The sequence below is a fragment of the Arthrobacter pascens genome (assembly GCF_030815585.1).
Lineage (GTDB): Bacteria > Actinomycetota > Actinomycetes > Actinomycetales > Micrococcaceae > Arthrobacter > Arthrobacter pascens_A.
In genome coordinates, this window is the sequence record NZ_JAUSWY010000001.1 from 4,415,558 (window position 1) to 4,429,271 (window position 13,714).

At 65.0% G+C, this 13,714-nt stretch carries 11 protein-coding genes; 7 read left to right on the plus strand and 4 right to left on the minus strand.

Going from position 1 to position 13,714, the window contains the following annotated elements; translation table 11 throughout:
- Position 1 precedes the first annotated feature (1 nt).
- The 5 genes from QFZ30_RS20470 to pknB are packed head-to-tail and all read left to right on the plus strand — an operon-like array spanning position 2 to position 8,305.
- The gene (locus QFZ30_RS20470) at positions 2–1,801 is read left to right on the plus strand and encodes a PP2C family protein-serine/threonine phosphatase (RefSeq protein WP_307079426.1); all 1,800 of its coding nucleotides are present in this window, start codon (positions 2–4) and stop codon (positions 1,799–1,801) included.
- Positions 1,798–3,195 (plus strand): FtsW/RodA/SpoVE family cell cycle protein, encoded by a 1,398-nt coding sequence (locus QFZ30_RS20475; protein ID WP_307079428.1) that lies wholly within the window; start codon positions 1,798–1,800, stop codon positions 3,193–3,195. Before QFZ30_RS20470 ends, QFZ30_RS20475 begins: the two co-directional genes overlap by 4 nt.
- On the plus strand, positions 3,192–4,646 hold the full coding sequence (locus QFZ30_RS20480) for a peptidoglycan D,D-transpeptidase FtsI family protein (protein WP_307079430.1): 1,455 nt from the start codon (positions 3,192–3,194) through the stop codon (positions 4,644–4,646). Before QFZ30_RS20475 ends, QFZ30_RS20480 begins: the two co-directional genes overlap by 4 nt.
- The gene (locus tag QFZ30_RS20485) at positions 4,643–6,337 is read left to right on the plus strand and encodes a protein kinase domain-containing protein (RefSeq protein WP_307079432.1); all 1,695 of its coding nucleotides are present in this window, start codon (positions 4,643–4,645) and stop codon (positions 6,335–6,337) included. The genes QFZ30_RS20480 and QFZ30_RS20485 overlap by 4 nt, the downstream gene beginning before the upstream one ends.
- Positions 6,338–6,352: 15 nt before the next feature.
- Positions 6,353–8,305: a Stk1 family PASTA domain-containing Ser/Thr kinase gene (gene pknB, locus QFZ30_RS20490; RefSeq protein WP_307079434.1), complete on the plus strand. Its 1,953-nt coding sequence runs from the start codon at positions 6,353–6,355 to the stop codon at positions 8,303–8,305.
- A gap of 72 nt (positions 8,306–8,377) precedes the next feature.
- On the opposite strand, the gene QFZ30_RS20495 is transcribed toward pknB, so the two are convergent.
- Together QFZ30_RS20495 and QFZ30_RS20500 are read right to left on the minus strand one after the other, a co-directional pair.
- Complete coding sequence (locus QFZ30_RS20495; RefSeq protein ID WP_307079437.1) at positions 8,378–9,019, minus strand: anthranilate synthase component II; 642 nt, start codon at positions 9,017–9,019, stop codon at positions 8,378–8,380.
- 169 nt (positions 9,020–9,188) lie between these two features.
- Complete coding sequence (locus QFZ30_RS20500; RefSeq protein ID WP_307079439.1) at positions 9,189–9,977, minus strand: class E sortase; 789 nt, start codon at positions 9,975–9,977, stop codon at positions 9,189–9,191.
- A 174-nt stretch (positions 9,978–10,151) separates the two neighbouring features.
- Here QFZ30_RS20500 and QFZ30_RS20505 point away from each other — a divergent pair, with 174 nt between their 5' ends.
- Together QFZ30_RS20505 and QFZ30_RS20510 are read left to right on the plus strand one after the other, a co-directional pair.
- Complete coding sequence (locus QFZ30_RS20505; protein WP_307079441.1) at positions 10,152–10,406, plus strand: cell division protein CrgA; 255 nt, start codon at positions 10,152–10,154, stop codon at positions 10,404–10,406.
- A 9-nt stretch (positions 10,407–10,415) separates the two neighbouring features.
- On the plus strand, positions 10,416–11,030 hold the full coding sequence (locus QFZ30_RS20510; protein ID WP_307079443.1) for a DNA-3-methyladenine glycosylase I: 615 nt from the start codon (positions 10,416–10,418) through the stop codon (positions 11,028–11,030).
- A gap of 203 nt (positions 11,031–11,233) precedes the next feature.
- Here QFZ30_RS20510 and QFZ30_RS20515 read toward each other — a convergent pair whose 3' ends face one another.
- Positions 11,234–11,701: a carboxymuconolactone decarboxylase family protein gene (locus tag QFZ30_RS20515; RefSeq protein WP_307079446.1), complete on the minus strand. Its 468-nt coding sequence runs from the start codon at positions 11,699–11,701 to the stop codon at positions 11,234–11,236.
- A 24-nt stretch (positions 11,702–11,725) separates the two neighbouring features.
- Complete coding sequence (locus tag QFZ30_RS20520) at positions 11,726–13,711, minus strand: ArnT family glycosyltransferase (RefSeq protein WP_307079448.1); 1,986 nt, start codon at positions 13,709–13,711, stop codon at positions 11,726–11,728.
- Between the last annotated feature and the right edge of the window lie 3 nt (positions 13,712–13,714).

Genomic DNA, 13,714 nt, shown 5'->3' on the forward strand with positions numbered 1-13,714 from the left:
CATGGCCGCCCCGGAAATTCCCGCAGACGAGACAAAGCCCGTGGAGCGGCCTCTCATCATGCGCTATGCGGCGCGCTCCGATGTGGGCCGCATCCGCGCCAAGAATGACGACTCTGCCTACGTGGGCCACCACCTGGCCGTTGTCGCTGACGGCATGGGTGGGCACGCCGGCGGCGACGTGGCCTCTGCCGCCACCGTCCTGGACATGCTCCACCTTGACCACGGGGATTACGACGGCGACGCCGCCACTGTCCTGGCCGATGAGATCCAGACAGCCAACTCGCTCCTGTCCGAACTGGTGCACATCAACCCCAAGCTTGCCGGAATGGGCACCACCGTCACGGCCCTGCTGCTGGCCGAGGGCAAGCTGCACTTTGCCCACATTGGTGACTCCAGGGCCTACCGCCTGCGCGACGGTGTATTCGAGCAGGTCAGCGTGGACCACACGTTTGTCCAGCGCCTCATCGATGAAGGCCGGCTCCGCCCCGAAGATGCCGAAAGCCACCCGCACAAAAACGTCCTGATGCGCGTCCTCGGAGACGTTGATGCCAGCCCGGAACTGGACCTCGATGCCTTGGACGTCAAGCCCGGCGAACGTTGGCTGCTGTGCTCGGACGGACTCAACTACGTCGCCGGGCATGTCGTGGAGAGGACAGTCCGTGAGACGAAGGACCTGCGCGAATGCGTTGAAACCCTTGTTGACCTGACACTGGAGGCCGGCTCTCCGGACAACGTCACCGTGGTGATGCTGGAGATCGTGGAGGAAACGCGCGACGACGTCAATACCGCCGCCGTCGACCTCGTTCAATCCCCGCTGGTTACCGGGGCTGCGGCTGGACCTCCCGCAGCGGGAGCCGCTGCGCAGCCGGCGGCTGCAGCAGCGCCGGCCGGGGCCACAAACCCCGCCGAAGCGGCCGAAGAGGCCCCTGCTGTGCAGAAAGGGGATTCACCGGCCAAGGGTTCGGCCGCCGGAGCCGCCCACGGCGAACCAGCACGTCCCGAAGCCCCTCCGTCTTCCGGCGATGGATCCGCTCCTCCAGCATCAAATACGCCAGATACCAGCGCTGACGAACCGTCGTCGTCCACCGATCCGCATCTGGGCGAGCACCTTTCAGCCGAAGTCCTGCGGCAGGAGCTGGCCTCACGTCCGCACGAACTGGTGGGCGCGGCGGCCACGGCAGCAGAGTCAGGGTCTATCCCCACCATCGCCGGACGCACCGTTGCCCGCCGGGCCGCCACTGTACTCACGCACAAAGCCGAGCAGCCGCCCACGGACGCCGATGACTCGCTGGGAGAGCCCAGGCCCCGCCGCTGGGTCACCTGGTCCATCGCCGCGTCCGTGCTGGTTGTCCTCACCGTGGGCCTCTGGCTTGGTTACGCCTGGACACAGACCCGCTACTACGTGGGCGAATTCGATTCCCGGGTTGCCATCTACAACGGTGTCTCCCAGCGCCTGGGCCCCATCCAGCTCTCAAGCCTGGAGGCCGTGACAGAAATCCGAATGGATTCACTTCCCCAGTTCTCCCAGCAGCGTGTCCGGCAGACAGTGCCGGCCCGTGACCTTTACGACGCCCAGCGGATCGTTAAGAACCTGGAGCGCACGGGTACGACGTCCCCGGCGGACGAGTGCCTGACGCCTTCTCCAACCCCTGGCGCGACAACGGCCACAGCTACACCGGCGCCTGCGCCGGCACCGGTGGACCCGGCCCCCTCGCCGGCACCGGTTGACCCGGCTGCGCCGCCGGCAGCCCCCATCCCCTCACCAAGTCCCACTTCCGTCACCTGCGAGGCGCGCCCATGAGCCAGCTCAGCACCATACCCAAACCACGGCGGAACATTGAGCTGGTGCTGCTGCTGCTTGCCCTGGCTGTGGATATCGGCGCCAACATGCTGGTGGGAGTGGACCAGGAGAAGGCCTTTGACGCGGACTTCTGGTTCCAGTCGAGCCTGCTGGCAGCCGCGTCCCTCGCATTCCACGCGGTGCTGCGTATCCGCGCGAAGTACGCCGATCCGGTAATACTTCCGCTCGTGGTCGCCCTGAACGGCTTGGGGCTGGCCATGATCCACCGATTGGATGCGCCCGGGGATGACACCGGGAACAACCAGCTGCGGTGGACTGTGATCGCCATGGCAGTGGCCATCGCCGTGATCTGGTTCCTGAAGGACCACCGGATACTCCGCCGCTTCACCTACATCTCCCTCGCAGCCAGCGCACTCCTGCTTGTATTGCCGCTGATCCCCGGAATCTCCGCCGGCGAAATCCTCGGCGCGAAAGTGTGGATCCAGTTGGGGCCCATGACGTTCCAGCCGGGCGAAGTCGCCAAGATCACTCTGGCGATTTTCTTTGCCGGGTATCTGTCCTCCAACCGGGACCTCATCCTGCTGGCAGGACGGAAGATCGGTCCGCTGCAGTTCCCCCGGTTCAAGGACATGGGCCCCATGATTACCGCGTGGCTGGTCAGCATCGGCGTGCTGATCTTCCAGCGGGACCTCGGTTCTTCGGTCCTGTTCTTTGGCCTCTTCATCGTGATGATCTACGTGGCAACCAGCCGCATCAGCTGGGTGGTGATCGGTGTGGGCCTCCTCCTGGGGGGTGGCTTCGTTGCCTCCAGGGTGTTCTCCCACGTGGGACTGCGCATCGACGGTTGGCTGAATGCCTTCACGGACGAGGTCTATGGGCGCCAGTACGGCGGCAGCTTCCAGATAGTGGAGGGGCTGTTCGGCATGGCCAACGGTGGCCTCGTGGGCACCGGCCTGGGCCAGGGCCGCCCCAACCTTGTGCCTTTCTCCAACAGCGACATGATCATTGCCTCGTTCGGCGAAGAGCTGGGGCTGGTCGGTCTGTTTGCCATCGTCATGATGTTCCTGCTGCTGTTCACCCGCGGCTTCAGGGCCGCCCTGGGCACACGGGATGCCTTCGGCAAGCTCCTGGCCTGCGGCCTGTCCTTCGCCATCGCCCTGCAGTGTTTTGTGGTCATCGGTGGCGTCACCCGGCTTATTCCCCTGACCGGACTGACAACGCCGTTCCTGGCGGCCGGTGGTTCATCCCTGCTGGCAAACTGGATCATCGTGGGCCTGCTGCTGATGATTTCGCACGCGGCCCGCGGGCCCGTGGACACCACGCCGTTGCCGCCTGCCGCCGGGGTAGAAGCCAACGGCATTGACACACCTACCGAGGCGGTGAAGCACCTGTGAACCAGGCCATCAGAAATTCATGGGTCGCAGCGATCGCCATGTTCGCGCTGATCTTCGGTGCGCTCAGCTACGTCCAGGTAGTAGGCGCCGACGACCTCAAAGCCAACGCATGGAACAAGCGCGCCATGCTGCAGGATTACTGCAACGACCGCGGAGCCATCATCGTGGGCGGCGCGCCCGTGGCCGAGTCGGTCGAAGGTTCGGAACAGTGCAAGTTCCAGAGGACGTACACGCAGCCCGAGCTCTACGCCGGGATTACGGGCTACTTCTCCCAGAGCTTCGGTGCCACCGGGCTGGAACAGACCATGAATGAACAGCTTGCGGGCAGTTCGGACCAGCTGTTCCTTGACCGCGTCGGCCAGCTGTTCCTGGGCAACCAGCCCAAGGGCGCGTCGGTGGAACTCACCATCGATCCCGAACTCCAGAAGTTGGCCTACGACCTCATCCCGGACGGCCAGCGCGGCTCGATTGTGGTCACCAACCCCAAGACCGGCGCCATCCTGGCCATGGTGTCCAAGCCGTCCTACAACCCCAACCTCATCGCCACCCAGGACACCGCCGCGGAAGCCGCCAACTATTCCGAGCTGAATAAGATCCCCGGCATCAACCTGAACCAGAACGTGAGCGGCCCCAGCGGGGAGCTGCTCGCGCCCGGCTCCGTATTCAAACTCGTGGACACCGCCGCGGCGCTGAACTCCGGCAAGTACAACAAGGACAGTGTGCTGGACAATCCGGCGGAAATGTCATTCCCCGGGATCCAGTACAAGCTCCCCAACTATGCCGGCGGCAACTGCTATACCCGGAGTACGGCTACCTTCGCGTTCGCGCTGCAGCAGTCCTGCAACACACCGTTCGCCACCATTGCCCGCGATCTCGGCCAGGAGGCCATTGCAGATCAGGCCAAAAAGTTTGGCTTCGACCAGGGCATGGGCGACCAGCTGCGCCTGGGCTATGCCACGAGCGTGTTCCCCACAGACCTGGACGCGGCGGGCCTGGCCCAGTCGGCCATCGGCCAGCGGGACGTCCGCGCCACGCCTCTGCAGATTGCCCTTATGACGGCGGCCATCGCCAACGGCGGCGTCCAGATGAGCCCCAACCTGGTCAAGACGGTACGCTCCCCTGATCTCCGGGTGATCGACGAACCCGATCCGAAGGCCCTCCGCACCTCCACCACCCCGGAAATCGCCAGGCAGATAACCGAATGGATGACCAGTGTGGTGACAGAAGGAATCGCCCGCAGCGCAGCCGTTCCTGGTGTCCAGGTGGCCGGCAAGACCGGCACTGCAGAACTGGGCAACGGCCTGAATAACTCGTGGTTCACCGGGTTCGCCCCGGCAAACAACCCGCAGGTGGGTGTCACCATCGTCATGGAGGGCGTGGACATCACCACCGGCGCAAAGCTAACCAGTCCGAACGCAAAGAAGATTTTTGAGGCGGTGTTGAATAAGTGAGGCCTACAACGGGAATCACCCTCGGCGGCAGATTCCAGCTGACCACGCGGATTGCGATCGGCGGTATGGGAGAGGTCTGGAAAGCCAAGGACCTCATCCTGGGCAGGATCGTCGCCATCAAGGTGCTGAAAGAGGAATACACCGGCGATCCCGGTTTCCTCCAGCGGTTCCGCGCCGAGGCCCGTCACACTGCGCTGCTGAACCACGTGGGCATCGCCAATGTCTTTGACTATGGCGAGGAAGAAGGTTCGGCGTACCTGGTGATGGAACTGGTCCCCGGCCAGCCGCTGAGCAGCATCATTGAGCATGAGCAGGTGCTGTCGCCGGACCGTACGCTCTCCATGATCGCCCAGACAGCCCGCGCCCTGTCGGTCGCCCATGCCCAGGGTCTGGTACATCGCGACATCAAGCCGGGCAACCTGCTGATCATGCCGGATGGCCGCGTCAAGGTCACCGACTTCGGCATAGCCCGCCTGGCTGACCAGGTCCCGCTCACGCAGACGGGACAGGTGATGGGCACCGCCCAGTACCTCGCTCCGGAACAGGCAACCGGCCAAACCGCCACAGGATCTTCGGATATCTACTCCCTGGGCGTGATCGGCTACGAGTGCCTTACCGGTCGCCGGCCATTCTCGGGCGAGTCCCAGATTGCCATTGCCCTGGCCCAGGTCAACGACGCGCCGCCACCGCTGCCGGATACGCTTGCCAAGCCTGTCCGTGCGCTCCTGATGTCCATGCTTTCCAAGGATCCCAAGAACCGTCCAGCCAACGCCATCAAGCTTTCCGAGGCCGCCGAGGCCATCCGTCACGGCGACATCGACGCTGCCCACGCCGCCGTCCCTGGGATGCTCCTTTTCGAGGCGACCACCGGTCCCATCACTGCTCCGGTGGATGTTCCCACAGCGCCCACGGGCGTTATCGGCGATCGGAACGACAGTTCGACGACGGCGACCTCCGCCTTGCCCGTGCTCGGCGCCGGAGCTGCGGGTGCGGCAGCCGGTCTGGCTGCAGGTGCTGCGCCTGCCAACGCCGCCGGCACCGGTGCCGGGAGTACGCTGTCGCGCGCGGACGCGCTGGCTGCTGAGCGCAGCTGGGTCCAGGACGAGCAAACATACGACGAGGAACCTGCTGATGAGCCCGAGCGCCGCGGCCGCAGTCCCTGGACCTGGCCCCTCATTGCCCTGATTTTGCTGGTCTTGTTCGCTCTGGTGGGCTTCTTCCTCACGCAGCAGGGCATCCTTTTCCCTTCCAAGGACGCAACCAGCAGTTCGGCGGCAAGCAGCCCGCCGTCCACCAGCGCCAGCCCGACAACAACCTCTGCGTCGCCCACTCCCACTCCCAGCATCACCACACCCACGCCGGCACCCACACCCACCACGGTGAACATCATTTCCGCGGCGTATCTCGGCAAGGATTACCGCCAGGTCCAGTCAACCCTGGAAACGATGGGGCTATCGGTCAGGGTGATTCCGCAGCAGAGCACCGAAGCGGCCGGGACAGTGCTCCAGGTCAACCCCACGGGAACTGTCCCCAAGGGGTCGGAAGTGACCGTCGTCTACGCCGTACCCATCCCCGCACCGAGCACGCCGTCGGCTCCGCCGACGTCTCCTTCCAGCTCACCAACAACGTCCGCCCTTCCCGACTGCACCCCTGGCCAACTGCCCGGGGTACCTCCAACCTGCAAGCCATAGCCGCCAGGATTACCTATGAATGACTCGCCTCGTACCCCGTCGCACCGGGAGGACAGCCTCCCGGTGGATAACCAGCGTGTCCTCAGCGGGCGCTACGAACTTGGCGGTCTCATTGGCCGTGGCGGCATGGCGGACGTTCACCGGGGAGTGGATGCCCGGCTGGGCCGCACCGTTGCCGTCAAGCTGCTGCGCCCCGATATGGCCCGGGATCCGCAGTTCCAGGCCCGCTTCAAGCGCGAGGCCCAGTCCGTTGCGGCGCTGAACCACCCATCCATCGTGGCCATCTATGACACGGGCGAGCACACCGTTCCTGACGGTTCGGAGGACAGCGTCCGGGTGCCCTATATTGTGATGGAGTTCGTCGAAGGCAAGACCCTCCGGGACCTTATCCGGGCCAAGGAAGTCAGCATCGACCAGGCGATCGATTTCTGCCTGGGCGTCCTCTCAGCCCTTGAGTACAGCCACAAGGCCGGTATTGTGCACCGGGACATCAAACCAGCCAACGTGATGTACTGTGAGGCGTCCAACTCGGTGAAGGTCATGGACTTCGGGATTGCCCGGGCCATGGCGGATTCCTCGGCCACCATGACGCAGACGCAGGCAGTGGTGGGAACAGCGCAGTACCTCTCGCCTGAGCAGGCCCGGGGTGAAACCGTCGATGCCCGCAGCGACCTGTATTCGGCCGCATGCCTGCTCTACGAAATGCTTACGGCCCGTCCGCCGTTCGTGGGCGACAGCCCTGTGTCTGTCGCGTACCAGCACGTCCGTGAAATTCCGGAACCGGCCAGCAGCGTGAATCCGGAGATTTCCGAGGCCTTGGACAGTGTCCTGGCCAAGGCGCTCCAGAAAAACCGTGCGGACCGTTTCCAGGATGCCGCGGCTTTCCGGCGTGCCCTGCGCGCCGCCCGGGCAGGCGTACCGGTCCCGGAGCTGGCGGCTGCGGAAGCCCCTACCGATCCGAACGACCACGTCCCGACGCCGGAGCGCACGCCCGCAACGGAAGCGTTCGCTTTTACCGGTGCCAGCTTCCTGGATGATGCGCCCACCGGCAGGCTGCGCATGACCGGCAATACCGTGGGTGTCGGAGAAAGGCTGCCTGCCCACTCGGCTGCGGCGTATGAGCCCTCGGAGGCGGACGAACTTCCCCTGGACCTCCCGCCGGAACGTGAGCGGACGCCGAGGCAGCAGTCACGGCGTCGTGCCTGGATCACAACTCTGGTGATATTCACCCTGCTGGTCCTGACCGGTGGCGGACTGTGGGTCTACACCATCGTGAACCGGCCGGCTCCTGCCGCTCCCAAGGTGGAAATCCCGGCGGTGGCCTCCATGACGGAATCTGCGGCGCTGCAGGAGCTGTATGGCGCCAACCTGCGCCCGCAGATCAAACGCACGCAGCATGAAACAGTGCCCAAGGGGACAGCCATCGGCACGGATCCCGCAGCCGGTGCCTCACTGGATCCCAATTCCGAGGTGGTGCTGAACATCTCCGAGGGCCCAAGCGTGGTCAAGATTCCGGAGAACCTGCCCGGCCAGACAGAGGCTGCCGCCCGCGATGTCCTGCGCCAAAGCGGCCTGGTGGGTGCCCAGTCAACCACCATGGCCAACAGTGCCACCGTGCCTTCGGGCAGAGTAATCACCACCAGTCCCGCGCCTGGGCAGATGGTGGTTCCCGGAAGCACGGTGGAGATCGTGGTTTCCACCGGCAAGGTGGCCATGCCTGAGCTCCGTGGCCGCCCGCGGGCTGAAGCTGAGGCCGCGCTCAAGGAGCTGGGCCTGGTGCCCAACGTCCAGGAAGTAGAGAACTCCCAAGTGGAGGCGGGCAGGGTGACGGATCAGAGCGACCCCGTCAACACCGCCGTCGAGCAGGGCAAGACGATCAACATTGTGGTGGCGAAGGAGCCGCCGCCACCACCAACGCCGTCTCCCACCCCGACGCCGACTCCCACCAAGAAGCTCCTCGGCTCCTAAGAGGAAAGACGGGCCTCTCAGGGCAGATCCCCGCAGAGAAACGCCGGCGGCCGTCAGTGCTGGATGCGGCCGTCAGTGCTGGATGAGCGGGCTCAGCTTGGCAGCCCGAGAAGCCGCTCCGGCCATCCCCAGCGACTCCAGCCAGTTACCCAGCATCTGGTAGCCGCCCTCGGTCAACACGGACTCCGGATGGAACTGCACGCCGCACAACGGCGCAGTGCGGTGCTGCAGGCCCATCACCACGCCGGAGGACGTTTCCGCCGTGATCTCCAGGACATCCGGGATTGTCTCCCGGACCGCCGCCAGCGAATGGTAGCGGGTGGCGGTGACGGGGGAGGGGAGGCCGACAAAAACGCTGGTGCCGCTGTGCTCCACCAGCGACGTTTTGCCGTGCATCAGCTCCGGGGCGTGGGTCACTTTGCCGCCATAGGCCTCGGCCAGTGCCTGGTGGCCCAGGCAGACACCGAACATCGGCTTGTTGTTCCCGCCGCACCACTTGATCAGTTCGATGCACACGCCGGCCTCCGCGGGGTTACCCGGACCGGGTGAGATGAGGATGCCATCGCGGGTGCCGGCCATCTCGATGGCCTCAGCGAGCGTCACGTCGTCATTGCGCACCACGGTGGTCTCGGCGCCGAGCTCCTGGAGGTAGCCCACCAGGGTATAGACAAAGCTGTCGTAGTTGTCTATGACGAGGATCTTAGTTGTGGTCATGGCTGACTTATGGAACCAATCGTTGAGTCGGTGAATTGGGTGAACTGGGACATCCAGGGGAAAAGGAACTGAACCATCAATACCAGCGCCGCGGCTATCAGCACCAGCGAGGTGAGGATGCGGAGCCAGAGGGGGCCCGGAAGGTGGCGGAAGATCCAGCCGTACATGGTCAGCCTTTCCCAATCGCTGCGGCAACCTGGGCGGCAATTTCAGCCGGCGGTCCCGCGGAGGCAGGCCGCCAACTCTCCAGCAGCGCGTAGGCGATGATGCGTTCCTGCGAACCGAAGCGGGGATTGCAGCTGGTCATGGTGAGAAAGCTCTCCGTGGGAGTGACGCCCGGTCGGGTGGGGACGGGCTCCAGCACATCGGTCCTGGACGGCAACACTATTTGGTTGTTCCGGAAGACGTAGATGTAGTAGCCGTCCTTGGTCTGGACGTAGATTTTGTCGCCCGGGACCAGAAGGTGGATATTGTCCAGGACAGCGCCATGAGTCTGCCGGTGGCCGGCAACGGCGAAGTTCCCCACGGCTCCAGGCATGGCCGTGGTGCTGTAGTGGCCCAGTCCCAGCGTGTCCAGCACATCCCCGCTGGTCCCCTGGACGATGGGCCGGGTGTAATTTCCGCCGAACCGCGGAATGTACATGATGCCGATGGTGCCGCCGTGCCCTGGCGCTGCGGTAACCGCCGGGGCGCCGTAGTCCACAGGAGCGGCAGGTGTGCCTGCCGGGTCTGGAGTGGCTGGTGGCGCGCCGCCGAAGCCCTGGGCGAATTCTTTGATGACCTGGCTCTGCTTGGCGTCCGATTCCACGTTGGTCCACCACAGCTGCCAGGCTACAAAAAGCAGCAGCACGATACCCGCGGTGATGAGCAGCTCGCCCAGTACCTGAACGGTCCCGCGCAGAATGACGACGCCGGGAGCCGGCGCAGCGGCGGACCTCGCCTTCTCCTGCAATACCACGCGTTCTCCTCCGGGGCGGGCCATGGGCGTTGGTAGGCCCTGTAACTACGGCTAGAATTGGCTGCTAGTAAGAATCCAGATTTGACCAAGATCGCGCAGACCGCTGGCAATTTCCTTCTTGCAGGATATCAAGCCCGGGTCGCCGAGCTTGCCTCAGCCCGCCAAGGAGAGCACGTGCCCGAGTCAAAGCCACGCAAGAAGACTTCCAGCGCCGCCCAGCCAGGTTCGGCTACGCAGGCATACAAGCCAAATCCCATCTGGTTCAAGCCCGTAATGTTCGGCCTGATGATCCTCGGCCTTCTCTGGATCATCACTTTCTACATCAGCGAAGGCCAGCTTCCCGTCCGGGCCTGGGAGTCATGGAACATCGTGGCCGGTTTCGGCATTGCCATCATCGGCTTCCTGATGACCACCCGCTGGCGTTCCTAGCGGCGGCGTATGACCCCCGGCGGTGACGGCACGATTGTAGGCGACGACGGACTGGCCCGCCCGCCGTGGGCGTCTGTTGATCCGCTCCTGCGTGAGTACTACGACACCGAGTGGGGCCTTCCTGTCCGGGATGAGCAAGGCCTCTACGAACGCATCAGCCTGGAAGGCTTCCAGGCCGGACTGTCCTGGGCCACCATCCTGCGCAAGCGCCCGTCCTTCCAGGCGGCGTTCCACGACTTCCAGCCTGACGCCGTCGCCGCTTTTACCGAGGCAGACGTGGAGCGCCTGCTCCAGGATCCCGGCATCATCCGCAACCGGCTCAAGATTCGCGCGGCGATCGCCAACGCGCGGGCAACTGTAGCGCTGCGGGACAAAGGCGGCCTGGTGGAGTTCGTGTGGCAGTTTCAGCCAATGGCAACGCCGCAGCCCGTAACCCACGCAGATGTCCCCACGCAGTCCCCGGAGTCGGTGGCTCTGTCCAAAGCCCTGAGGAAAGAGGGGTTCTCCTTTGTGGGACCCACCACCATGTTCGCGCTCATGGAGGCCATCGGCATGATCGACACGCATCTGGTGGACAGCCACCGGCGCGGCTCATCAGGGGTGTGGCCCGCAACCGAGGGTTAGCTTGCGAGAAAGTTCTCCCCAGCTGTTGGAAAAGTTGTCCACAATTGTGCATAACTGCTCACTCCCGGGAAGGCCAGGACTGCCCCGGTGCCGCGGAACGCCCTTCGATCAAAAAGAGACTACCCGGAGCCCGATATTAACAGTGTGGATTTCCTGTGGATAATGTCCTTCGTCCCTCAGTGTCAGTACCCGGCCTTAGGCGGTTACCGGTCGCGGCGGACCGGATGGTGGCTGGTGATGGACACGCGGTTGAAGGCGTTTATGGTGATGGCCAGCCAGCTGACAACCGAAAACTCATCCGCACTGAGGTGTTCCCGCGCATACCCCTCCTCGTGGTCCTGGGTCGGGTGGCCTGGCAACTCCGTAATGTTTTCCGCCAGCGCAAGGGCAGCCCGCTCCTTGTCAGTGAAGAGTGCCGTGTCGCGCCAGGCCGCCAGGACGGCGAGGCGCTGCGGGGTCTCACCGCTTTCCACGGCGTCCCTCACGTGCATGTCCAAGCAGTAGGCGCAGCCGTTGATCTGGGAGATCCGCACATAGAGCAGTTCAACGGTCTTCCGGTCGATTCCGGCCGCATCGGCGGCCTCCCTGGCTTTGAGTCCCAGGCCGTTCAGGGCCCGCCACATGGCTGGGTGCTGCTTGTCGAGGAAGATGTGCTCGGTGGTGGCGCTCATGGGTTCCTTCTGGCTGGGAAGCTTCTACTGTGACAGATCGTAGACTGTCGTGCCGCCGATTGTGCTGGGTGCGAAGGCCGATTTCACCCAGGCTGCGATTTCCGTGGCGGCCTCCGAGCCGCTGTCGCCGCTCATGATCTGGCCGGCGATGAAGTAGTGGATCTTACCCTCGGCCACGAGCTGCCGGAACTGCTCCAGTGTGGGTGAGGGATCGGTTCCATTGAAGCCTCCCACGGCCATGACCGGCAGTTCGGTGGCCAGTTGGTAGCCGGCGGCGCTGTTGGAGCCGACCGCCGCTGCCGCCCACGTGTAGCGGGCCGCACCGGCCTTCAGCGCGGTCACCAACCCGGCGGAGGGGGTGCTGGCGCCCAGCAGTCCGCCCATCCCGCCTGCCCCTTGCCAGCCACTGCCCTGCGTGTTTTGCCGGTGGTTCGGAGGCGGCGCGTTCTGCTGCAGCCTGCCGAAGCCCGCACGGCCCGTTCCGCCCGGGACAAGAGCTGCCGAGGGGCCTGCACTGACGATGGCGCCGCTGTGCGTCGTGGCCGCAGTGGACAGCGAGTACGCCAGGGGTCCGGCGAGGGAGGCGGCGACGGCGAGTGCCGCCGTCACACGCCACAGAGATTTGATGCCGGTGCGGGAAGCCACCGCCACCAGAACGGACGCCAGCAAGGACAACGCCAGGACCACCCACCTTAGCCAAGGCATGAAGGTCGGTGTTTGCCCAAGCAGCCCGTAGGCCGTGAGACCGGCGGCTGTCACGGCAGCGGCCAGGAAAAGGGCCGCGACGGTCTGTGAGCGCCGCTCCCACAGCAGGGCCGCTCCAAGTCCGGTGAGACCGGAGATGCCCGGCGCCAGGGCCACCGCGTAGTACGGATGGATGATGCCCGCCATGAAGCTGAAGGTCAGCGCGGTCAGCAGCACCCAGCAACCCCAGACCACCACCGATGCCCGGACGCCATCCGTGCGCACTGCCTGCCGGCCGATCCACAGCAGGGCTGCCCCCAACACCAGCGCCGACGGGATCAGCCACGCAATCTGCCCGCCGAACTCACTGTTGAACATCCGGAAAAGGCCCGGCGTGCCCCAGCCATTGTTGCCTCCAACGCTTCCGGTCTCGTCGCCGTTCAGCCGGCCCAGCCCGTTGTAGCCAAGAGTCAGCTCCAGGATCGAGTTGTTCTGCGAGCCGCCGATATAGGGCCGCAGCGCCGCAGGGGTCAGCTCGACGACCGCCGGCCACCAGCCGGCAGAGACAACGACGGCGGCACCGGCAGTGAGCAGGTGCAGCAGCCGGCGGCCCAGCCCGGGCCTGGCGGCCAGCAGGTAGGCGAACGCGAATCCGGGGACCACTAGAAGGACCTGCAGCTGCTTCGCCAGAAAGCCAAGACCGATGAAAACGCCCGCCAGAAGGAGCCACCGCAGCCGATCTTCCTGGATGGACCGGATCACGCCGTAGGCGGCAGCTGTCATGAGAAGGACCAGTAGGGCGTCCGGGTTGTTGAAACGGAACATGAGCGTAGCCACTGGCGTAACGGCCAGCACGGCGGCTGCCACGAGGCCCGCCCTGTGGGCAAGCGTGCTGTTCCTTGTGGCGGGTGCCGCCGCCCGGCGCACGGCGAGGTACAGGATCCAGGCAGTGGCAACGCCCATCAGGGCCTCAGGGACAAGGATGCTCCACGCGTTCAGTCCGAACAGCCGCACCGACAACCCCATGATCCAGAGGGACGCGGGCGGCTTGTCCACCGTGATGGAGTTGGCGGCATCCGAGGAGCCGAAGAACCACGCGGTCCAATCCTGTGAGCCTGCCTGCGCCGCAGCCGAATAGAACGGATTGGCCCAGCCGGAAGCACCCAGGTTCCACAGGTACAGGGCCGTAGTGGCCAGGAGTACGGCGCCCAGCTCCAGCCGGTGCCTAATGGCTCCCAGCCGCCCAACAGCGGAACCCTGCCCGGTGCCCTGCTCCGGCTGGCTTTGCACTGTTGAGTCCCGCCCGGAAATGGCAAACGCTGACATGGC